This is a genomic window from Priestia sp. YIM B13551, from assembly GCF_042787905.1.
Classification (GTDB): Bacteria; Bacillota; Bacilli; order Bacillales; family Bacillaceae_H; genus Priestia.
Genome location: NZ_JBHZOX010000006.1, coordinates 1 through 19,957 on the forward strand (window position 1 = coordinate 1; position 19,957 = coordinate 19,957).

26 protein-coding genes are annotated in these 19,957 nt (G+C 33.4%); 20 read left to right on the plus strand and 6 right to left on the minus strand.

Annotated elements, in window-relative coordinates:
* The 6 genes from ACFX4N_RS23525 to ACFX4N_RS23550 form a co-directional block, all read left to right on the plus strand.
* A partial coding sequence (locus ACFX4N_RS23525) for a hypothetical protein (protein WP_377262593.1) occupies nucleotides 1–234 on the plus strand: 234 nt, incomplete at its 5' end.
* Nucleotides 235–468: 234 nt separating this feature from the next.
* A complete protein-coding gene (locus tag ACFX4N_RS23530; RefSeq protein WP_377262596.1) occupies nucleotides 469–1,266 on the plus strand; it encodes a hypothetical protein in 798 nt (265 codons plus the stop codon).
* A 51-nt stretch (nucleotides 1,267–1,317) separates the two neighbouring features.
* A complete protein-coding gene (locus ACFX4N_RS23535) occupies nucleotides 1,318–1,491 on the plus strand; it encodes a hypothetical protein (RefSeq protein ID WP_377262599.1) in 174 nt (57 codons plus the stop codon).
* Between the two features lie 46 nt (nucleotides 1,492–1,537).
* Complete coding sequence (locus ACFX4N_RS23540; protein ID WP_377262602.1) at nucleotides 1,538–1,792, plus strand: hypothetical protein; 255 nt, start codon at nucleotides 1,538–1,540, stop codon at nucleotides 1,790–1,792.
* 184 nt (nucleotides 1,793–1,976) lie between these two features.
* Entirely contained in the window at nucleotides 1,977–3,140 is a 1,164-nt protein-coding gene (locus tag ACFX4N_RS23545; protein WP_377262605.1) for an Ig-like domain-containing protein, read from the plus strand.
* 191 nt (nucleotides 3,141–3,331) lie between these two features.
* Complete coding sequence (locus tag ACFX4N_RS23550) at nucleotides 3,332–4,240, plus strand: DUF6615 family protein (protein WP_377263203.1); 909 nt, start codon at nucleotides 3,332–3,334, stop codon at nucleotides 4,238–4,240.
* Nucleotides 4,241–4,525: 285 nt separating this feature from the next.
* Here the strand turns inward: ACFX4N_RS23550 and ACFX4N_RS23555 are convergent, their stop codons facing one another.
* Complete coding sequence (locus ACFX4N_RS23555) at nucleotides 4,526–5,266, minus strand: hypothetical protein (RefSeq protein ID WP_377262608.1); 741 nt, start codon at nucleotides 5,264–5,266, stop codon at nucleotides 4,526–4,528.
* Between the two features lie 812 nt (nucleotides 5,267–6,078).
* On the opposite strand from ACFX4N_RS23555, the gene ACFX4N_RS23560 reads away from it, so the two are divergent.
* From ACFX4N_RS23560 to ACFX4N_RS23570, 3 genes are all read left to right on the plus strand, one after another.
* Nucleotides 6,079–6,348 carry a hypothetical protein gene (locus tag ACFX4N_RS23560; protein WP_377262611.1) on the plus strand — a complete coding sequence of 90 codons (270 nt, stop codon included), beginning with the start codon at nucleotides 6,079–6,081 and terminating at the stop codon, nucleotides 6,346–6,348.
* 232 nt (nucleotides 6,349–6,580) lie between these two features.
* A complete protein-coding gene (locus tag ACFX4N_RS23565; protein WP_377262614.1) occupies nucleotides 6,581–6,877 on the plus strand; it encodes a hypothetical protein in 297 nt (98 codons plus the stop codon).
* Nucleotides 6,878–7,020: 143 nt separating this feature from the next.
* Nucleotides 7,021–7,293 (plus strand): hypothetical protein, encoded by a 273-nt coding sequence (locus ACFX4N_RS23570; RefSeq protein WP_377262617.1) that lies wholly within the window; start codon nucleotides 7,021–7,023, stop codon nucleotides 7,291–7,293.
* Nucleotides 7,294–7,344: 51 nt separating this feature from the next.
* Here ACFX4N_RS23570 and ACFX4N_RS23575 read toward each other — a convergent pair whose 3' ends face one another.
* Nucleotides 7,345–7,563: a hypothetical protein gene (locus ACFX4N_RS23575; protein ID WP_377262620.1), complete on the minus strand. Its 219-nt coding sequence runs from the start codon at nucleotides 7,561–7,563 to the stop codon at nucleotides 7,345–7,347.
* Between the two features lie 62 nt (nucleotides 7,564–7,625).
* Complete coding sequence (locus ACFX4N_RS23580) at nucleotides 7,626–8,045, minus strand: hypothetical protein (RefSeq protein WP_377262623.1); 420 nt, start codon at nucleotides 8,043–8,045, stop codon at nucleotides 7,626–7,628.
* A 319-nt stretch (nucleotides 8,046–8,364) separates the two neighbouring features.
* Between ACFX4N_RS23580 and ACFX4N_RS23585 the strand changes: the two genes are divergently transcribed.
* The 3 genes from ACFX4N_RS23585 (at nucleotide 8,365) to ACFX4N_RS23595 (ending at nucleotide 11,033) form a co-directional block, all read left to right on the plus strand.
* Complete coding sequence (locus tag ACFX4N_RS23585) at nucleotides 8,365–10,146, plus strand: zinc-ribbon domain-containing protein (RefSeq protein WP_377262626.1); 1,782 nt, start codon at nucleotides 8,365–8,367, stop codon at nucleotides 10,144–10,146.
* A 162-nt stretch (nucleotides 10,147–10,308) separates the two neighbouring features.
* On the plus strand, nucleotides 10,309–10,611 hold the full coding sequence (locus ACFX4N_RS23590) for a hypothetical protein (RefSeq protein ID WP_377262629.1): 303 nt from the start codon (nucleotides 10,309–10,311) through the stop codon (nucleotides 10,609–10,611).
* 86 nt (nucleotides 10,612–10,697) lie between these two features.
* The gene (locus tag ACFX4N_RS23595) at nucleotides 10,698–11,033 is read left to right on the plus strand and encodes a hypothetical protein (RefSeq protein WP_377262632.1); all 336 of its coding nucleotides are present in this window, start codon (nucleotides 10,698–10,700) and stop codon (nucleotides 11,031–11,033) included.
* 470 nt (nucleotides 11,034–11,503) lie between these two features.
* Here the strand turns inward: ACFX4N_RS23595 and ACFX4N_RS23600 are convergent, their stop codons facing one another.
* Nucleotides 11,504–11,956: a hypothetical protein gene (locus tag ACFX4N_RS23600; RefSeq protein ID WP_377262635.1), complete on the minus strand. Its 453-nt coding sequence runs from the start codon at nucleotides 11,954–11,956 to the stop codon at nucleotides 11,504–11,506.
* 122 nt (nucleotides 11,957–12,078) lie between these two features.
* On the opposite strand from ACFX4N_RS23600, the gene ACFX4N_RS23605 reads away from it, so the two are divergent.
* The 3 genes from ACFX4N_RS23605 to ACFX4N_RS23615 all read left to right on the plus strand — a co-directional run bounded on the left by ACFX4N_RS23605 (nucleotide 12,079) and on the right by ACFX4N_RS23615 (nucleotide 13,438).
* The gene (locus ACFX4N_RS23605; protein WP_377262638.1) at nucleotides 12,079–12,285 is read left to right on the plus strand and encodes a hypothetical protein; all 207 of its coding nucleotides are present in this window, start codon (nucleotides 12,079–12,081) and stop codon (nucleotides 12,283–12,285) included.
* Between the two features lie 63 nt (nucleotides 12,286–12,348).
* A complete protein-coding gene (locus ACFX4N_RS23610; protein ID WP_377262641.1) occupies nucleotides 12,349–13,110 on the plus strand; it encodes a class I SAM-dependent methyltransferase in 762 nt (253 codons plus the stop codon).
* A 22-nt stretch (nucleotides 13,111–13,132) separates the two neighbouring features.
* The gene (locus ACFX4N_RS23615; RefSeq protein WP_377262644.1) at nucleotides 13,133–13,438 is read left to right on the plus strand and encodes a hypothetical protein; all 306 of its coding nucleotides are present in this window, start codon (nucleotides 13,133–13,135) and stop codon (nucleotides 13,436–13,438) included.
* Between the two features lie 493 nt (nucleotides 13,439–13,931).
* Here ACFX4N_RS23615 and ACFX4N_RS23620 read toward each other — a convergent pair whose 3' ends face one another.
* Nucleotides 13,932–14,231 (minus strand): hypothetical protein, encoded by a 300-nt coding sequence (locus tag ACFX4N_RS23620; protein ID WP_377262647.1) that lies wholly within the window; start codon nucleotides 14,229–14,231, stop codon nucleotides 13,932–13,934.
* 72 nt (nucleotides 14,232–14,303) lie between these two features.
* Between ACFX4N_RS23620 and ACFX4N_RS23625 the strand changes: the two genes are divergently transcribed.
* From ACFX4N_RS23625 to ACFX4N_RS23645, 5 genes are all read left to right on the plus strand, one after another.
* Nucleotides 14,304–15,443 (plus strand): lipase family protein, encoded by a 1,140-nt coding sequence (locus ACFX4N_RS23625; RefSeq protein WP_377262650.1) that lies wholly within the window; start codon nucleotides 14,304–14,306, stop codon nucleotides 15,441–15,443.
* Complete coding sequence (locus ACFX4N_RS23630; RefSeq protein ID WP_377262653.1) at nucleotides 15,443–15,754, plus strand: WXG100 family type VII secretion target; 312 nt, start codon at nucleotides 15,443–15,445, stop codon at nucleotides 15,752–15,754. The genes ACFX4N_RS23625 and ACFX4N_RS23630 overlap by 1 nt, the downstream gene beginning before the upstream one ends.
* An 800-nt stretch (nucleotides 15,755–16,554) precedes the next feature.
* On the plus strand, nucleotides 16,555–16,734 hold the full coding sequence (locus ACFX4N_RS23635; protein WP_377262656.1) for a DUF8096 family protein: 180 nt from the start codon (nucleotides 16,555–16,557) through the stop codon (nucleotides 16,732–16,734).
* A gap of 127 nt (nucleotides 16,735–16,861) precedes the next feature.
* A complete protein-coding gene (locus ACFX4N_RS23640; RefSeq protein WP_377263205.1) occupies nucleotides 16,862–17,704 on the plus strand; it encodes a DUF5677 domain-containing protein in 843 nt (280 codons plus the stop codon).
* Nucleotides 17,705–18,032: 328 nt separating this feature from the next.
* Nucleotides 18,033–18,437 (plus strand): hypothetical protein, encoded by a 405-nt coding sequence (locus tag ACFX4N_RS23645; RefSeq protein ID WP_377262659.1) that lies wholly within the window; start codon nucleotides 18,033–18,035, stop codon nucleotides 18,435–18,437.
* 272 nt (nucleotides 18,438–18,709) lie between these two features.
* Here the strand turns inward: ACFX4N_RS23645 and ACFX4N_RS23650 are convergent, their stop codons facing one another.
* Entirely contained in the window at nucleotides 18,710–19,954 is a 1,245-nt protein-coding gene (locus tag ACFX4N_RS23650) for a hypothetical protein (protein ID WP_377262662.1), read from the minus strand.
* Between the last annotated feature and the right edge of the window lie 3 nt (nucleotides 19,955–19,957).

Consider the following 19,957-nt stretch of genomic DNA (forward strand, 5'->3'; position numbering starts at 1 on the left):
AAGCCTCGTACCTCAAATTTTGAAAGAGTTGCGACTCCTCGTGAGGGTTCTACTCGAATAGCAAGGATGGCAGAAGAGTATAGAGCTGAATATAAAAGAGTAGAAAGAAGAGAACAATTTTTGCAAGACACAATAGACCTATTAAGTGATTGTAGTAACAAGCAATCCGTTGAAGAGTTAAAGGAGTTAATTAATTTAGCAAAAGGGCGATTAATTATGTATAAAGGTAAATAGAAATTATTTCTTTTTTTATTACTAATGTAGTATAATACGAATACGTTCACATACATATTTGTGTGAGTGCATTTTTGCTATGAGAGAGCAGCCAGTATATGATGGTTGCTCTTTCTGTTTATATAGGGAAAGGTTATTTAAAACAAGTCAATTTTTTCTCTTAAAAGGTTATTTTAATAGTCCTGTTGAATTATAATTAGGTAAATAAATGAAGAAATAGGGGAAAAATAACTTATGAAAAAAACCTATATGTTGATACCTGCTTTGACATTAGCTGTTTCCTTAACTGGTTGTAAACCTAATTTAGATGAAATAAAATCAAATACAGATCATTACATTGAGGAAACAGGATTAAATGATTACATAGGCAATATAGATAAAGATGTCCTTTATTTAGTAGAAGATCAGCCCGATGATAATGATTCGTACAATGTTGATGTAAGTATTGAAGCTAACTCAACCTTTGATGATTTAGATCGTTTAGAGCAATTAAAATATTTATCAGCTACTACTGAAAATCTTAGTGAAAATGCACTAGTCCCTTCGTGTGGTAAAGCGGATTGTCATTTTGGAGACTTAACCGTCGTTGTATCAAACAAAAATATGTACACCATGGCTATAGAAACTCACGACTTTGATGAAACGATGGTTGTTAACAATGATGTATATGAAAGAGAAGATCTAGAAGCAGAGAAAGCGGAAGTAGATGCAGGAAACATATATGACGATATAGCTGCTGATGACTCAACTGAGCCATCTGTTATTATGGCTGATTGGCCCAAACTTTCTCCAGGAGAAAAAATGGAGCTAATAAAAGCATGTATCAAATATGAAATACATGAGCAAAGTGCAAAAAATACTCCTGTCAAAATTATTGGTACAGAAGAAGATTTTGTGAAGTTAATTGATGATCGTTACGCTGAAATTGAAGGGCTTTCCCAATCTGAGCAACAAAGGATGTTTGGCAGTACTGTAGCGGGTCAACTAGGCGTAATGGGGCATACAAAGCACCTTATTGATTTTGACTTCTAATACGGGGATATTACAATAGAAGGAGCTCATTAAATTAAGGGAGTTAATATGATGGCATGGTTTCATGAATACACGTTAAGAGACGGAAGGAAGAAATCCATTAAGATTGAAGAATGGCGTACTTTCCGGAATGAAATGAAGGAATTAGGTATTACTGAACGAGATATTTTTCAAGTACAAATGATTGAGAAAGATATACCAAATAAAAATAAACGATATAGATGACGGCTGCTATTATAGTGGCTGTCTTTTTATGTAGGAGGAATATGGGATGAAGTATTTAGTCGAATTAAAACATATTAGCAATGAAAATTATGAGCTACCTTCTAACTTGAAAAAATTTGAAGTTAACTCAAATGGTATGGATGAAGCTATTAAAATCTTTAGGAACAGATTAGATACACATATGTCAGACAAGGATGACTACTTCGTCGAGGCAGGGCAGGATTATGAGAATTATTTAGACATTTCATTTGGGGATGCACTTACTGGTCAGGATGTTCGTTACACTATTACAAAGTATTAAAATTATAATACATAACGGCAAGTCTTATGAAGGCTTGTTTTTTTATTATAGACTTTTATTTATATCGTGGCTTTGGAGATTCATGTCGAAATTTGAATATGAGAATAGATGGTTATGTTGGAAAATTAATAGTATCATAGTCATAGCAAGTGGATAGTCACATATAACTAAGGGGAGAGATTCGATGAAGAAAAAAGGTATTATCTCATTATTGTCTGTAGGTTTACTAGCTTCCTCATTATCAGTAGGTACAGCTCAAGCAGAAGGCAACAATTACGAGGCTTCAAAGAAAGCGATTGAAAGTCAATTAAAAAATGATAAACCGCTCAATCATAACGTTATTAGTCCTAGTGTGCTGAATGACTTTAAAGAGAAAACTTTAAACTCATTAAAAACTCCTAAGTCGTATTCAGCGAAAAAATTCAATTCAGCAAGTATTAACGGTAGTAGTGGCGATCCAATGTATGAAAGTGAGCCCAATGATGATTTCAAAATAGCAGATACACTACTAAATGATAGAATGACATTTGGAATGTTTAATGATACTTTCGATATGGATTTTTATAAGGTATATGTATCTGGAAAAGGTACTCTATTAGTAGGTGGGGTAACAGATACTCCTACCGATATTGATTTATTATTTATGGCAACTGAATATGATTACTCAGATCATGGATATATAGAGTACTTAGGTTCTGAATATGATGATGGAGTAGAAGTCCAAGAGTATAAAGTTAATAAAGCGGGTACATATTACATACCTGTTATGGATTTAAATAGTAGTGAAACTGATGAGGCATATGGAATCTCAACTTTATTTCAAGCTGAGGCTAAAGATACAGTTGCACCAAATAAACCTACTGTTAACAAAGTAGACAATAATGATAAAGTTGTAACAGGTAAGGCAGAAGCAGGTTCAACTGTCACTGTTAATGTAGGGAAAAGTCGAATTGGATATGCGAAGGCAAGTTCAAATGGTTCATTCTCGGTTAGTATTCCTGTTCAAAAGGCAGGAACTACACTAAATGTAACCGCTAAAGACAGTTCGGGTAATGTGAGTAAACTTACGTATGTAACTGTTGTAAAGTCAGATGTTACGCCACCTAACAAACCAACAGTTAATAAAGTAGATGATAATGATAAGGTTGTAACTGGTAAAGCTGAGGCTAACTCTACTGTAACTGTTAATGTAGGTAAAAACAGAATTGGATACGCTAAAGCAAATTCAAAAGGATCATTTTCTGTTAGCATCCCTGTGCAGAAAAAAGGGACTACCCTTAATGTAACAGCTAAGGATAGTTCGAATAATGTCAGCAAACTTACGTATGTGACTGTTGTGAAACATTAAAACAGTACATCGAATAGCTGAGGATGACAGCGATTATTCTAATTGCTGTCTTTTTTGTAAATATAATTAGCACATACTACATTCTAAAGTATATTATGCTAAAATAACTAAATTTTAAAACTATAGATTTCTATGTAGACAAGACACAATACACGGATGGGGTGTTAGTTTAATTGAATTTATGTAAGTTAATGTCGAGTACTACACAGAAGCTTTATGACACAATGGATACAGCAAAAAAACTAGAGATTGATATTCAGGAAGAGACGTTAACAGAGCTTATGCTTATAGATATGAAATTGCAAATTGAAAAATTCGGTATGAATACAACAGTAATACACGTTAACAAAAATGTAGAACCTAAAACTGGAGCTGATTTTTTATGGTATATTGGTTCAAAAAAAACAGGTAAATTTACTGCTTTCTATATCCAAGCCAAGAGGTATGATGGGAAACATTATAAGTTAAGACACAAATATAGTAAGCCAAAACATGGCTGGATTTATGAACAGTCCGATAATTTAATTTATACCGCAGAAAATGCTGTTGGATTTAAAGCGATTCCAATCTATTGCTTCTATAATTTCATAGAAGAAGATGAAACTCTGAAACGTTCAACCTATTTAGAAAAGTTTCCTAAACTCAATATCAAAAAAGAAAGATTTAGCTTTACATATACATCTGCATATCATGTCAAGTCACTTTTAAAAATTGTTCATCAGAAGAGGAAGAACGGTGATGAAATTTTAAGAAGTAGCTTTACTTTTGAGGAAGTTAGGGGATTACCTATACATACACTTTTTTGCCCTTCAATAAGAAAAATAGATTTCTTTCCTCATTTGCCCGGCGTATACAGTAGTTTTCTTACTTCTCATTTGTCGCTCTTTAAAACCTTTAATATTAGACACCATTATCTTGCTAGATTTAACGAATATTTAGGAGACGAACTTCCACCCCATATTAGAACACTTATGGATAAAGATTCCTCAGAACAAGTGGATGTTGATGATGATAAGATTAATGCACGGTATGTAATGGTTTCTTACCATGACGACCTTGACAACGATAATTTTGATGATGATGAGGACTTCATCAATTAGACAAAAGTGAAGTAATACAACTATAAAAGTAACCCACTCAATACTGAGTGGGTTACTTTTAATTTTTTCTAGTTTACATAAGATATATTCTCGGAACCAATTTATTTTAAGAAAAAAGGGCACTATGATACAATAAAATAGTAAGTGCATAAAGTTTATAGGTAGAGTAAAATCGCTTGGGCGGCTTAGGCCGCTCTTTTTTGTGTCTCATTTAGTTAAGTATACTTAAAATAGTGAGATGTAAAAAACAGACAGATATAAAATCCTGTCTGCAGTATAGTTAACTTACTTCAATTGAAGTTCTTTGAATGCTGTATATGGTATTAAATCCTCTAGATTAAATAGCTCTTTAAAATACGGAAAGTTTGCATCATTATCTGAATACACATACCAGCTTTCTGATTTGTATCGATCAGTCGTATCATTAACTTTATACAAATATTTATCTTTTGTTGGTGTCTCATACACCCCATGAGTCATCATGTTTTGGAATTTAATTGTCAATTCTTCTGAAATTGTACTAACTTCTAGATCATCCTCTACTACGAAATAAACGGGTTCACCTTGTTCTTCATACACGTAGCAGTCAACAATGGTTATTGGACGGGTAGTATCTTTCTGATTAAGACCAATGATATTTTTAACAATCGGCAAAAGCTTTTCTGGTATTTCATCCAATTGGCTTAAGAAATTTTCACCTTTATTACTATCGTCCGTGGCATATCCTAACTCTTCAAGCTCCTTTTTGAGTTCGTCACGCAAACCGAAATCTGGCATAAAGACGTACTCATAGTCATCTTTGTTATATTCTTCAACAGGCACTATTTGTCCTTTCGCAGGTTTAATACTGAAGTATCTTAACCACTTTTTAGGGTAAGGTAAATCTCCAGGCTTTATTGCAATAACGTAATCAAAATAGATGCATTTTCGAATCTTATCGGCGTCTAAGGCCAAGTACTTGTAATCTCCATCTGTTTCTTGTTTAAAGACTCGCTTGCCTCTTACTAATTCATTAATGCTTAACATAATAGTGCCACTCTCCCGTATTCAATTTTTCTATTTATATCTAACCTGATTTTACCATGAGTTGGACTATTCTGTAAAAAAAAGATGAATATATATCCAGTTAAGTAGCCATAATAAAAGTACGGTGAAGGCTTATCACCTTAAGAACCGTCTAGCCCACGGATCTTTCACCGTACTTCTGGTATATCCATAAAGGTACATCATCAGTAGCAACGGATAGCTGACTTGAAATTTACCTGTCCCCTAATAGCAGTAAGCTTGTTCTTCTGTTACGCAGCTAAATGATTTTGAAGCTATCCCTTGCACCTAATTATTACCATTGAATCACGTACATATGTTTGATAAGATACATATACTCTATATCAGACTATCTTGTGCTTTCGACATTTTATATGTTGAGAGCTTTTTTTTATACAATTATTGAAGAAATATGGTATAATTTACTTGCGTACTTTCTTTGTTTCGTTTAAAAACTACCTTAACTTTTTAACTTAACCTATCGTATATCGTACGCTAACTTAACTTAGCTTAACACTATCATAACTTTACCTTACAAAAGTTATGGGACGGCTACCAATTTGGTGGCCGTTTTTCATTTGCGTAGAGGAAAAACAATATTCAGACTAACTTACGCCTTAAACATTTTATATGTTGAGAGCTATTTTTTTGTCTAATTTTCTGAAAATATATGGTATAATATGAATCGTAAGAAAAATATTTAAACAACTTTTAAGGTTAGGTGATTTTAAAAAAAGCTTATGGTAAGTTAACTTAAGTTAAAGTGCCTGAGACTTAAAAGGAGTTTTATGTTTATGAAAACTATTACTAATGTTACTGTTATCAGTAACGAAGAAATTAATGAGAAAATTGAGGCAACACTTATTGCTTTGCAAAAAAATTTACTTGCAGAGTATAAAGGTATTTCCAGCAATGCCGTTTTCCTTTTAGGTGAGCTGAGTACTCTCATACAATTAAAAGGAGAGAATCCAGATGATGATGGTAGATATATCATCATGACAAGGTTATTGAAGTTTAGGTACGGTATAGATCAAATACCCGCTGGAAAACGAATTAAATTTTAAAAGACACGGCTACCATTTCGGTAGTCGTTTTTTAATGGAGTTAAAGGAGAATGTATTATGTGGAAAAAAGTCTTATGGATCTTATTTGTTACAATATGCGGAATGATTTTAGGAATGTTAAGCCCTACTAAGTAATAAGTTGATCCCCTACCCTTTCTTACGTTACGTGCTATACATGTCATAAGAGTACTTACATATACTATTACTATCTTCATTGAGGAGGTTTTAAATAGTGAATAAAAGAAGGCCCGGATCTATACTCAATATTAAAGAATCAGTTTTAATTGAAGAAAAAGCTCTACATAGTAGAAGGCATAACTATTACAAGATTATAGAAGAAAATATAGATGAACCTGATCTAGATGATTTAATGGTAATAACGCTTACTAAAATTGCATTTTGTGAATATCTGTTAGGAATGAATACCACTGAAGAAGGATGCAGTGTGAATCTTCAATTTGCGATCAATAACATTAATAAGAAATACAACACAAATTATACAGCTTCGGATTTTTTTGTATCGATTTAAATGTTTCTGTCTCTTTTTGTCTGAATTAAAAGATGAAAAGTAATTCTATTCTTCATACTTCGCACATAATACATGCTATGCTTATCATAACCATCTAGTACAAGTCCAAGTGAATGTATTCTTATCTGGGGGGCTAGAACATTATGGCACTGGCAGTAAACGTTAAAGAGTCGGTAGTGATTGACCATTACGCTATTCAAGAATTAAGAAAAGGTTTATGTAATCTTGCAAGTAGAATCATGGAATATAGTTATGATGAGGTATTATTAATTACTTTTGCTCAAATTGCATTTTGTGATGGATTATTAGGTATAGATTTTTATGAAGATACAGAGCTTAGGACGCTATTTAATGTGGCAAATCAACAACTGGGTGCTACTTGGGACTTTTCGGATTTTGAAATAATTGGAGTTTAAGCTTATTCAAAAAAAGAGCAACTACTATAAAAAGGTAGTTGCTCCTTTTTATTATTCTGGAGATGCATCCTTGATCCGCTTTATATGTCCAAGCTCACTTCTACGTAAATCATCCTGTGTTTCATGAGTATAGTAGCGTTTCCAACGATCCTCTACCTCACCGAATATTTCTCGGATACCGTATAGTGTTGGATATTTTTTAATGGATTCCTGAAAACATGCATTGATATCAGTTCCTTCTACAAAGATATCCTTATTGTAAATACCCAATTCGTTATCTTCTACGAAGGAAATTAAAAATGTTTTTATCTTAATCTCTCCCCTACCTGTTTTTAGAATAATAATATCCTATGTACAAGGCATAAAGTATTCGCGACAATTCCAAGAAAAAATAATAACCCTAATTCATTTCTAGCTTTTTTAAAGTCATGCATTTTCGTGAATTCTTCCTTGGGCATACCTGTCATTTTAGCTAACGTTCTAGCATGTTTTTCACGTTCTTGTGGTGTAAAGCTATACTTTTGCTCTTCTTCCTTGGACTCTATATTGTTTCTTCTCCACTCTTTACACAGATAAAAGACTAATCCAAGGTTAATGACTGGTAGAACTATATTACTAATAATCCTTGTTAAAAAATCCATGCCTAATGTACCAGCGAAAAAATCAATGGCGCCTAGCAAACAGTAGATGATGCTTAGTCCTACAAGGTTTGCGATGGCTTTATTATGTAAATGGAATAGTCTCGATAACATATCTTCACTCCTATATGACTTTCATAATTATTACCATTATACTATTTTTTATAAACAGTTGAAAATAAAAAAAATAAAAGTTTGACGTTTTCGATTCAAAAGGTTTTATTAAACTTGTAAGTTACCTCACAAGTTTTATCTTTCACACCTCCCGTGAATACGAACTTGAATTAGCCTATCCTAATAATAAGATTAATTTTCCTCCCTCACATAAAAAAGGCAGCCATCCTCGGCTGCCTTTTTTATGTGAGGGAGAACTCCCCTGCATTCTAAAATGTAATATATAATATTGGTACAACACCAGAGAGGAAAATGAAATATGGCAAAAAAAATTACACTAGCTGAAGCTAGACCTGATTTAGCAAAAGAATGGCACCCTACTAAGAATGGTGATTTAAAACCTACGGACGTTACAAAAAGTGCACCTAAAAAGGTTTGGTGGAAGTGTTCTGAAGAACACGAGTGGCCAGCCTATATAAATAACCGTAATAAAAAAGATAGAAATGATGGTTGCCCTTTTTGCAGTGGGCGTTATGCTACACCTGAAACATCATTAGCTTATTTAGAGCCGGAGGTTGCAAAAGAATGGGATTATGAAAAAAACACTCTTACTCCAGAATTAGTGAAACCAGGTACGAATAAAAAAGTATGGTGGATTTGTTCAATTGATAATAGACATAAATGGGATGCTGTTATAAATTCTAGAACAGGAGAAAATGGGAACGGTTGCCCTTATTGTGGTGGGAGAAAAGCATGGGAGGAAAACAATTTGTTAGTTCATAATCCATTACTAGCAAGTGAGTGGAATTATGAATTGAACAAAGTAAATCCTGAAGAAGTACTTCCCTATTCGAATAAAAAATATTGGTGGACATGCAGCGAGTGTGGAGAAGTATGGGATCAAGCTCTGAACAATCGTCAAAGGTATGGTGCAAGAGGCTGTAAGAAATGTACTTCTGGTCAGCAAACATCTTTCCCTGAGCAGGCAATTTTTTATTATGCAAAAAAACTGTTCCCTACTTTAACGATTAAGAATAATACTCCAATTCATTTTGATGAATACGAGATGACGGGCGATGTCTATTTTCCAGAAAAAAACGTGCTGATTGAGTATGACGGGGAATATGCACATAAAATGAATCCGGAAAGGGATAAACGAAAAAATAGATTATGTATTGAAAAAGGAATACAACTAATTCGTATCGTTGAACCAAATGTATCTGTATTTGAGGATAATTTAACTATTTATATTAAACGGGAAGAATCCAGCGGATTTAAATCATTAAAGAAGGCAATGATACAACTTTTTCAATTGCTCATTCAGCGCTTTAGCTTCAACGCTTCTGCACGAGAATTAGAAGACCTTTTAGATTTAGAGAATGACTTCATTGATATCGAGGAAACCATCAAAAGAATACGAAAAGAGAATTCAATTGTATCTACACACCCAGAGATCTGTAAGGATTGGGATTATGAAAAAAATAAAGGATTAAAACCTGATTTTTTTAGTCATGGTAGCTCTACAACAGTGTGGTGGATTTGCGAAAAAAATCACTCCTATTCAATGAAAATACATTATAGAACCAGGGGTAGTAAATGTTCATATTGTGCTAAAAGAAAATTATCACCAGAAGACTCTCTTATGTCTAAATTTCCATTAGTAGCAAAAGAATGGCATCCAACTATGAATGGTGATCTTACACCAGATAAAATTTTTGCGGGCTCAACACAAAAAGTTTGGTGGCAATGCTCTAAAAACCAAGAACATGTTTGGGACACTACGCCAAATCATAGAACCTCTGGACCAAGACCTACAGGATGCCCCGGATGCTCTGGAAAAAAAGTGTTCCTTTCTAACTCATTAGCAGTTGTGAACCCTGAATTAGCAAAAGAATGGCACCCTACTAAAAATGATGAACTTACACCATATGAAGTTACTGCAGGTTCTGATAAGAAAGTTTGGTGGCTTTGCAATTTATGTCAAAATGAATGGGAGGCACATATATACCATCGTAATAACGGTACAGGTTGCCCTTCTGAATGTAAAAACAAACTTATAAGTAAAGGGCTAAAAGCTTTCTACTCTAAAGGAGATAGTTAACAATTTTATTATTTGATGACATCATTATCCCCTCTTTATACATCAAAAAAGATATAGGATTGAGATACATTCACTGCAAAATTACAAGCTTATTACTTAATCAATGATGTAAAATAACAACGGTAAGGCTTGATACCTTACCTTTTTCTATAGGAGGATCTTATGAGTAAAGAAAAGTCGAGTAAAACGTTAATGGTTTTTGGTGCTTTAATAGCAATTGGGGTAATAGCAACTATAGTATTCTTGTGCTTAACCAAGTTCAACCCTCATTATTGGGATGATGTATTATTAAGCTTTGGTGCTGTTAATCTAATCGGAGTATGTTTTCTAATTTACCTTAAAGAAATACGCGTTAAAGAAAACTGGTCAGAATTGCCTTTGGTTTTCAGATTTATATGGTGGTTTATATTTGTTTCAAATGGTTATGGTTTCATAGATATATATATGACAGCGTTTATCTTTTGATAGGCGTTTTTTTATTATTTTAAGAATAAAAAGATAAAGTCTGCTAATATGTAGAATGTAAATACTAACTAAGGTGTGTGAAGAAAATGCTAAATATTAATGAATATCTATGTCCTATCTGCAACCAAGGACACATAACAATCATAACAGAAAGAACTGGACCACCAGGGTTTAGAGACACAGATTATGATATAACAAAACAAACTTGCGAATGTATAACGTTTCATGGTGAAGTAATCTCTATGGCAATAATGAGTTATACAGATGAAAAAAACATACCAAAGGGAATATGTGAAAGTTGTGATGAAATGGAAGCTACTATAAAATACCCTACAAAATCTTGGGTAGGAGAATATAAAAATATTTGCTCTAGCTGTTTTGAAATAAAAATGAAAGAACTGAAAGAAAAACAACCTAAGTAATTAACATTTTAATTTTTATTTTAAGGGTTTTCAGTTGAATACCTTGCTTATTAAACAATATATAAAGTTAGTTGTTTTTAAGGTGTGTTATATATTCAATAAACTCCTAATAGTATTTTTTGCAGTAACCAAAATAGCGGTTACTGCTTTATTTTTTTCGTTCACATGATGTAAATGCATAACCAAACTTCTAAAATGAAAGTTTTATCATTTACACAAACTGTAGACAAATAGAGTATTTTTCTACAAATAGATAAAAGGTATAAATATTAATATAAAAGTAATGTATTAATTACATATATGACATACTCACTTTTATAAATAGCACAGCATATAATGCATTGTAATGAAAATGCTAATTTCATTATTCCCTTGGTTACGTTACTTTACATTTTAGACGGTGAGGTTTTATTTACCGTCCTTTTTCATTTTTAAAAATTAAAGAGGTATACAAAAAAAGAGATCGGGTATTATCCGGTCTCTTCCTCTTCAGTAAATGATTTTATATAATCAAGTCGGTCTTCAATTCCATACATAATGTCATCACTGGCTTCAAGTTTTTCCTGCATGGATGAACTTTGTTGCTGGATGGATAAATCCTCAATGAGTTCGATAAAACCCTGGGGCGAATTCTCTTCCCACATTTCGAACACATTCTTAATGATTCCATGTATTTGTATCGGTGTGAGATAGCTAGCGTTGTGCAAAGTATAGACTTTAGTATCAACAATCATATCAGCAAGTTTGTTCACATGTAACACATTGATCCATGTATCAGTAAAAGGACCATCTTCTTCAACACCCGAACGGTTGAACTCTTCAATCGCAATGTTATTTTCAAGCATGTTTTTTGTAAAATGATACTCAGAGTTATTTTCTTCATTATAGACACTTTGAGCATATTTGTAGAAACTCTTTTTCATAATAACACTCCCTATTAAATAGATTCATTATTGACTACGTGTTCGACGTTTATACCAAAATTCCTTTAACAATTGGGGTTTTTAAATTTTATAAAACATTAAACGAAAGAAGGAAAATAAAAATGACTAAATCAATTTTATGGTGCACAGGACATTACACAAATGAGTTTTGTAAGTTGAAAGCGGAAGAGATCAGACAAAAGATAAAAGATGACGATGAAGAGTTCCAGGACTACTCAGGTGTTAGGATCGTGGATAAAGTTATGGATTATGATACTAATAATAATGTAGAAAGACAATTTAATCGTATTCGTTTGATTTTAAAGTAAGATAGTTCCATTTATGATTCGGGCTGTATTATAATAGAAGAAACTAGTTTTTCGGAGGACATAATGGATTATTTTAAGGATGCAAAAACGACCATGGAAGTATATGAGACAGAGGTTAAAATCCCTCTTGAAATCTTAGATAAGATGCCTAAGTATACTGTAGATTTATTTAAAGAAATGGCTTTAGGAAAGTTCGAGGTCAATTCCTATATTAAAAATATGGATGCTCGTATGTTGGATTCTACTAAAGAACGACACTTAAAAGATTCGTATAATTTAGCGGGCATGTATGCTTTTGTTTCTTGGAAATGGATCAACCCCTTCGTGGACTGGCTTGATGGAAGAAAAGTACTTGAAGTCATGGCTGGACGTGGTTGGTGGACATATGCCCTGCGACAAAAAGGTGTGGATGCTATTGCAACTGATGATTTTTCATGGGAAAGGCGTAATTGGACGGAAACCCTTACTGAGGTTGAAACTATGGATGCAGTTGAAGCAATTGAGCGTTATGCAAATGAAGTAGATGTTGTTTTAATGGGATGGCCTTTTATGGACCCTACTGCTTACCGTGTATTAAAAAGATTACATGAAGTTAATCCTAACATTCCTCTTGTATACATAGGTGAGATGGGTGGATGCACAGCAGATTCTAATTTTTTTGAACACTATGGTGTTATTTATCATGATAAAAAGTTCAATAAAGTCTCAGAAGAATACGAAAGTTGGGAACATATAAAGGACTCTATTTACTTAGGGAAATATAGAGAAGAGAATGACAATCCAGATTGGTTCCTTAAAATGTATTTAGAAAAACAAAAAGAATAGTGCCCATCAAAGGAGGATACATATGAAAGCTGAAGAAGTAATGGAGATAATTCAAAACCTTGATAGTGAAGAACGATGGAAATTGCTTGAATTAATGTACGTTGTTCCTTCACAAGAGTCTTTAGAAGATAATAAATATGCAGGAGCAGGATTTGGACTTCTACTCCAAGAATTTAAAAAGACGTTGGGCGATGTTCAAGAACTTAAAAAGGAAATTAATAACTTGAATTCTGATAATGAATTCTTTACTAAGAAACTTGCTACAATGGAAATGAAAGTTAACCGACTAGAGAAAGAGCAAGAAAAGAAAGAAATTGAAGAAGTATAAAATTTTAATCTTTGTCCATACTAGTATCAGCAAAATATAAATCATTAGATTCTTCTGATAAACGTGGTAACTCCTTCTAATGTAGTTCGTAACAGTTGTATTTTGCTGAAAAACCCTAGCCTATCCGTCTCCCAAAACGTAGCTAGGGTTTTTACATATAATAAGCTCCTTGAGGTTATACTATAAAAGACAAATTATTGTGGTTGGTAATTTGTTGCGGATATGGTTCAAACTTTTAACTCCAAAAAAGCAAAAAATCCTTGGTATGCTTGAGTACTAAGGCTTTTTTGTTTTTTACATAATTAATTTTTAAATTTTAGTATATTCTTTAACAATGTGGATACAATGTTTTATGGAAGACAATACAAATCTTTTGAATATTGTCCAACTCTAACCTGCACAGTTAGATTTACAACCTAAACGACTTTTGATGGTGTGTTCTCACAAGCAAGGCCCCTAGTATACGTAGCTACTGGGGGTTTTGCTTTTTTATTTAATTCTCTGCTGTTCCCTGCACTCTATAATCATCACCATAATCAATGATAACTGCTAGTTCTTTCTTCTTCCCCTTTTCATGTCCATTAACAGCTACAGTTGTTACTCCTTGACCATCGAAAAAGTCTACGCCAGTAACCACAAAATCCATATCCTCTTCCACTTTCATATATTCTGATGCTACATGTGAAGCGGTTTTCTCTATCTCTTTTTTATCCATGTCGTCCTCCTTGCCGCACCCTGCTAATAATAACGTTCCTATAATAAAAATAATGCCAAACAATTTCTTTTTAATCATCCATATCTCTCCAAATTCTTGGAAATTCTTATATAATAGAATTATACACTAATAAGGAGAGAGGCTTCAATTATGATTACAGATATAAGGGATAGAACGTTTCGTGAGCTAAGTGGCTTTGCCTACGATATCAAACCAAGGAAATCCTATACTATCCACTATGAAGATGGTAATGAAAAATGGACAACTATCAAAAGTAAAAAGTTTAAAGTTCATGATGCGGAGACCGGTTTTGATGCCCTAGTTTTAAAGAATAAAAAGAATATAGTTATTGCGTATCGTGGTACTGAAGCCAACTCAGTAGAGAATGTTAAACAAGGACGGGCGTGGCCGGATGTAAAAACAGATTTTACTTATATTGTGAAAGGTAAGACAGTTGATCGTCTTGGGTTAAATATTGAATATGACAATGGCGAATTGTCAGTTGATTTCCATGAGAAGAACCAATTCCGCCAAGGAGATAAACTTGTTCAAGATGTAAAGAAAGAATATCCTGATCACAATATTAAATTAACAGGACACTCTCTAGCTGGCTCCATTGCATCTTATGCAGCTGCTAAAAATAATGTAGAAGCTGTTACGTTTAACGGACCAAGTGTTATCAACTTGCTTCCTAAAGACCTAAAAGAGAAAGCAGTTAAGGGTGAGTTTGATAAACAAATCGTAAATTACATTCACCCTAAAGATTCTATAAGTTCTGGAGCTGTTAATCCTTATAAAAGATATATTGGTTCCGCATATTACATCGGTTCTTCCTTTGATCTTGAGAACTCAAAGAATAGATACAACCCTGTTTCAAGAGCTTGGGGTTCACTAGCTGGAGAAAGTTATCATAATATGAAACACTTCAAATTTGATGGTGTGGGTAATTTAAATAACCCAATTCTTACAAACATTCTAACTGGTCAGTCTTTAGCACAGTCCCCTAGATATGCTTCTGGAGAAATGGCAACAATCAATGTTATGCCAGAACATCTAATTAATTTAGCGAGTGAACTGGAAGGCTATGTGTCACGGGTGGAAGAGCTTTGTTCTTCATTTAAACGGGATGCAACCATGTTGGATGGTATTCAAATATCTGAAGGTGTCGTAAACGATGTAATTGGACAAGCGCATAATCTTAGTAGTTGGTTTGCTGAGGACACCTCTCGAATGGCAAATAACTTGAATGCTGCAGCGGCATCGTTTGTGGAGGCTGATGTTTTAAAATGATGGACGAAAAGAACTTAGAGAAATATAAAAGAGAATTAGATGACCTTGACCGTTTGAGTAGCAAGTTAGACTCCCTCATTTCCGATTTGCGAGCCGAACAGTTACTTGTTAAAAACAAAGTTGAAGAATTAACTACGTGGAAATCAGGTAACGCGAAGGATGCTTTCCAACAGGAGATGGAGTCCTATTTTGATACATTTACTAAAAAGATTGACAATCTGGAAAAGGCTGAAAAAGAAGTTAAACATGCTAAGACTAAAGTAAAACACTTGATGATGCTTGAAGAAATGCCAACGGGACCAAAATGGTAACTGTGAGAATATAAAATAAAAAAGCGGGTATAATAAATTCAACGAGGCTATCTATTCCTCGTTATCACTACTTCATTTAATTCAATACTCATCTGGGAAAGCCCTTGGCAATGAAGGCATTGTCGGGGGCTTTCCCTTTTAATAGAATTAATAGAAGGAAAATTTAAAGAACTCTTTTATATTTTTATATCTTTTTTATTTTTGGTATATTTATGATATAATGTGTCTATACATTAATAAAGACGAGATGCTAGCACATCTCGCCTATGCAACTATCACCCAAGTGGTAGGTTGCTCCTTAGATATTATTTTTTCTTAGAAGACCTCCTAGTCTGGGCAGACTTTTTTCGGGAGGTCTTCTTTTTGTTCTTCTTCGTAGGAATTAGACTTAGTAAGTAAGTAACTAGTATACCAGTAGTTACTCTTGCTATTTCTACTAAAAGAGTTTTAAGAAGATCCATAGCGGTCACCTCCTTTCCCTGTAAAATCGAGAAAGGAAAAAAGGGCAACCGCCCACCCGAAAATCATAGTCACATAAGGTAATTATACCACATTTATGTAGAAATTTGTTCTTTTATGGTTATTTAACTTTGAACTTGTCTATACTTGTAGATGTAAAGCTTAACTCACTTTGCAGCTCTTTGTTTTTGTACAATCCTGTTGTGATATCTGCATTGAAAACCCCTAGGCTCCTGCGGAGAATGTCGAGGGGTTTTTGTCTTTTTATTTTTTTATATTTAGAACAGCTTTCTTTTTTCCATGTGTACTGCTATGATATCAAAGAATGTGAGGGATAAAGAATGGAACAAGAAGATAAATACGCAAATATTGATTTAACAAAAGTTTATGAATATAGTGAGCTACCCGACAAAAAAAGTGGTCGGTGCGATAATTGTGATGGAGTTAGATTTAAAAGTAGCGTAAGTAAAGGTAAGTTTCTACGTGAATGTACGAATTGTGGGATGAAGAAGAATATATAAATTATTACAGAGTCTATAAAATTTATAGGCTCTTTTTTCATTTATACGTTTTGAAATAATAAGTAGTGGCAAAGATAACAATAGTAACAATAATAACTAACTTATGGAGGGAATTTCCTTGAGTCAAATGACATTTTCAGAAGAATTAGAAGAGTATTGTATTAACCTAGAAAAAGAGAATACTGCTTTACGAGAACAAAGAATGAAGTTTTATGAACAGATTTTACAGAATTTGAATAAGCAATATGCGTTTGCTCACTTTCTTATGCATAAGGAAAAAGTCTTTGATACACTACCCCAAGGATATAAAACGTTGTTATCTAAAGCTTTATCGGATGTAATGGTGATACAAAATACGGCAACTTTAGGATGTGTAGCTCAAGGGTATAATATATTACGATCCTTATTTGAAGCATATGCTAATTTAATGTTCATCAATAAGGACTTTGAGGTTAGAATGAAACATTATGAAGGTTATACGATTTTTACCCAGTACCACCAATTACAGAAGGATAAACATCATAGAGTATACAAAAACAACCCTAACTTTATAAGATATCTGAAACAAATGGAAGGTCCTCTACTAGAAAAATACAATTCTATAAAAGATAATTATAAAGAAAATAAAGACTGGTATTTCTTTCTTTTATCTCAAGATATCAATGATATTCCTACTTTGACCGAAAAAGAAAAAAAGCAAAAAAGGAAAAACTTCAAAACCCTTTGTGAAATTATAGGTAATGAAGAAATTTATAAGATACTGTATCCTTCTACATCAAATGCAGCTCATGCTACTTCTTTAGTCCAAAATCTTGAAAGCCCTAATGTTGATTCCCATGCAAGTACAGTTGTTACCCTACTTACCCTTTCTGCCCAATTCTTAAACCAAATGATATTAGTTGGTCTCGAAAGACAGGCGGAATCAGGTCATGAAGAATGTAAAAAATATTGTGATATGTTTACGAAATAAAAAGAAAGAGCAAACCTTTTTGGTTTACTCTTCTCTCCTACTCTCGCGATAGTACAGGAGTAGTAGCCAATATATGTTACAGTGTTACATTTTAGAATCATAATGTCAAATAAAAAAGACAGACCTTAGTTATGAGGTCCGTCTTTTTTTGTCTAACTATGATTTAAAAAATGAATTGACCGATTATAGCCAGATCCAGTGTAACATGAATTACTATTAAATTGTAAAGAGAAATAAAATATAGATTAATTTACCTATAACACTTACAAATTATTAGATAATTTGGTATATTTTTAGAGTTAGGATTTTTTCACTAGGAGGAAGTTATATGCCAAGAGACCCATTCAGATCCAAAATTTCCAGAGCGGTAGGAGCTATACTACCAAAAAGAGCATTTGGTAGACCTGTCTACTATCAAACATTAGTTTTGAAAGCTGTACATAATCAAATGAAAGTGGACAAATTGAAATTATTAGATATTAAGTCTTTAAAAGATGTATTTAAAAATATTGAGAATAATATGGAGATTGAATATAGAAAAAGAATAGCTGATGTTCCTCAACTAAGACAGCAATCCCAACAAAAATGTGTAGATCTAGCTAATGATTTAGCTGTTGCTTTTTATTCAAGCAGACATTTTAGGGTTGGATGGGTTGTTGATGAATACTGGAAGATTTACGACCAATTAGATGTTTTATATCAAACACAGCTAGATGGTTTAACCGGATTTTAATAACAAAAAAAGAGAGCAAACCTCGGAAGTTGCTCTTTCTTTTTATTACTAGCATGAGCTAATAACGTGAAACCATTATATTATAACATAAAAAAGAACAAACCACTAAGGCTTGCTCTCTTCGGTCTCTAGCATTGGCCAACGTTAAAGACAAATCAAATTATAACATAATTATTCCATACAAAAAAACAGACCTCTTGGCCTGTTTTTTCGCTGTTCTATAAGGTTAGGTTAGGTTACTTCACTCTATATATTAACCAATTTATAGGAATTTATACGTCTATTTCTTCATGACGATAAGGTAATTCAATTTCTCGTAAAATCGGAACCTGATCCCCTGCTGTCTTCATGATTGTTTTAATATATACATTTTGAACTGTCTGGAAGATATCCGTTGAGAAATCAAACTGCTCCGTTAACCCTTCATCAAAGTACAATTCATGTTTAACTGTGTAATCATTGAAAGGTGGACAACCTACTGGAGTTGTTACTAGCGGATTACCCACTTGTGTAAAGCGACGATCTGTACCATCTAATGAGAACTTCGTTACAAATTCCGCTGTATCTTGAGAGTACTCACGATATTCAACCACAATGTCTTGGAATCCATACATAAAGATTCGTTTGTTATCATGCTTGAACCAATACGGCTGCTTCACAAAGATTTGAAGTTCTGTAATTTCACGCTTAGGAAATGAGAAAACAAGCTTACCAGTATCCGCAATCTCCCCTGGAACCTCAGCATTACCTACAATTTTAGTTGGATAGGTTTCAATGCGGCGCCATTCACCATTCTGATTCTTGTACTGAATGTCTAATACGCTCATTGAATACTCTGGAGAAGGATGAAGAAGTAACGTGTTTGTGTAGATGTTGTTGGAGATTTCTTGTGGGATTTTTACGTGGATTAATCCGTACACTTCTGTAACACATTGGTTCTCATTTGTTTCAGATTGACGTACCCAAAACGAGTTTTTATCACCATCAAATGCTTTTGTGATATTTGTTGAATCTACTGCATAGTAGTTACGCTGTTTCGTTTCTTCATTTAACGGTTCAACATCTGTTGTTTCATAAACAGATATTTCTAAGTTACTTGGCAAGATGTATTCGCCAAGGTCATTTTTGTACGCAATTTTATCGTGTGAACGAACTACAACTGGTGAAACAATACCATGCAGCGTGTCGATATTAATAGGGTTGTTTACATTAGGAGATGTAATATTGCTTGCATGATAGAAAGAACGAGTAAGGATACTCTCCCCTTCTATACTGTTGGCTTGATAGTCGTTCTCTAATTCTTTAACTCTACCCTCTAATTTTAATAAACGGTTTTGCAAGAAGTAATTTTCACGTAAGACGTGATCCATGTTTCCTGCAATAGTACCTTCATGTTCATTTACGATATCAAACAAGCTAGTAATATCCGTTTGAATATCATTACGTAACTTATTGAATTCTTCAGATGAACTTGGGCCCTTTTGCAAATTAGGGTTTCTTAATGTGATGGGGCGCATATA

Coding starts and splice junctions, on each gene's coding strand:
- ACFX4N_RS23595 (WP_377262632.1), top strand. CDS start 10,698: ATGCTAAATATTAATGAATATCTATGTCCTATCTGCAACCAAGGACAC.
- ACFX4N_RS23630 (WP_377262653.1), top strand. CDS start 15,443: ATGGACGAAAAGAACTTAGAGAAATATAAAAGAGAATTAGATGACCTT.
- ACFX4N_RS23590 (WP_377262629.1), top strand. CDS start 10,309: ATGAGTAAAGAAAAGTCGAGTAAAACGTTAATGGTTTTTGGTGCTTTA.
- ACFX4N_RS23640 (WP_377263205.1), top strand. CDS start 16,862: ATGACATTTTCAGAAGAATTAGAAGAGTATTGTATTAACCTAGAAAAA.
- ACFX4N_RS23535 (WP_377262599.1), top strand. CDS start 1,318: ATGGCATGGTTTCATGAATACACGTTAAGAGACGGAAGGAAGAAATCC.
- ACFX4N_RS23600 (WP_377262635.1), bottom strand. CDS start 11,956: ATGAAAAAGAGTTTCTACAAATATGCTCAAAGTGTCTATAATGAAGAA.
- ACFX4N_RS23625 (WP_377262650.1), top strand. CDS start 14,304: ATGATTACAGATATAAGGGATAGAACGTTTCGTGAGCTAAGTGGCTTT.
- ACFX4N_RS23585 (WP_377262626.1), top strand. CDS start 8,365: ATGGCAAAAAAAATTACACTAGCTGAAGCTAGACCTGATTTAGCAAAA.
- ACFX4N_RS23620 (WP_377262647.1), bottom strand. CDS start 14,231: ATGATTAAAAAGAAATTGTTTGGCATTATTTTTATTATAGGAACGTTA.
- ACFX4N_RS23540 (WP_377262602.1), top strand. CDS start 1,538: ATGAAGTATTTAGTCGAATTAAAACATATTAGCAATGAAAATTATGAG.
- ACFX4N_RS23635 (WP_377262656.1), top strand. CDS start 16,555: ATGGAACAAGAAGATAAATACGCAAATATTGATTTAACAAAAGTTTAT.
- ACFX4N_RS23605 (WP_377262638.1), top strand. CDS start 12,079: ATGACTAAATCAATTTTATGGTGCACAGGACATTACACAAATGAGTTT.
- ACFX4N_RS23615 (WP_377262644.1), top strand. CDS start 13,133: ATGAAAGCTGAAGAAGTAATGGAGATAATTCAAAACCTTGATAGTGAA.
- ACFX4N_RS23645 (WP_377262659.1), top strand. CDS start 18,033: ATGCCAAGAGACCCATTCAGATCCAAAATTTCCAGAGCGGTAGGAGCT.
- ACFX4N_RS23650 (WP_377262662.1), bottom strand. CDS start 19,954: ATGCGCCCCATCACATTAAGAAACCCTAATTTGCAAAAGGGCCCAAGT.
- ACFX4N_RS23560 (WP_377262611.1), top strand. CDS start 6,079: ATGAAAACTATTACTAATGTTACTGTTATCAGTAACGAAGAAATTAAT.
- ACFX4N_RS23580 (WP_377262623.1), bottom strand. CDS start 8,045: ATGTTATCGAGACTATTCCATTTACATAATAAAGCCATCGCAAACCTT.
- ACFX4N_RS23610 (WP_377262641.1), top strand. CDS start 12,349: ATGGATTATTTTAAGGATGCAAAAACGACCATGGAAGTATATGAGACA.
- ACFX4N_RS23555 (WP_377262608.1), bottom strand. CDS start 5,266: ATGTTAAGCATTAATGAATTAGTAAGAGGCAAGCGAGTCTTTAAACAA.
- ACFX4N_RS23530 (WP_377262596.1), top strand. CDS start 469: ATGAAAAAAACCTATATGTTGATACCTGCTTTGACATTAGCTGTTTCC.
- ACFX4N_RS23545 (WP_377262605.1), top strand. CDS start 1,977: ATGAAGAAAAAAGGTATTATCTCATTATTGTCTGTAGGTTTACTAGCT.
- ACFX4N_RS23570 (WP_377262617.1), top strand. CDS start 7,021: ATGGCACTGGCAGTAAACGTTAAAGAGTCGGTAGTGATTGACCATTAC.
- ACFX4N_RS23550 (WP_377263203.1), top strand. CDS start 3,332: ATGTCGAGTACTACACAGAAGCTTTATGACACAATGGATACAGCAAAA.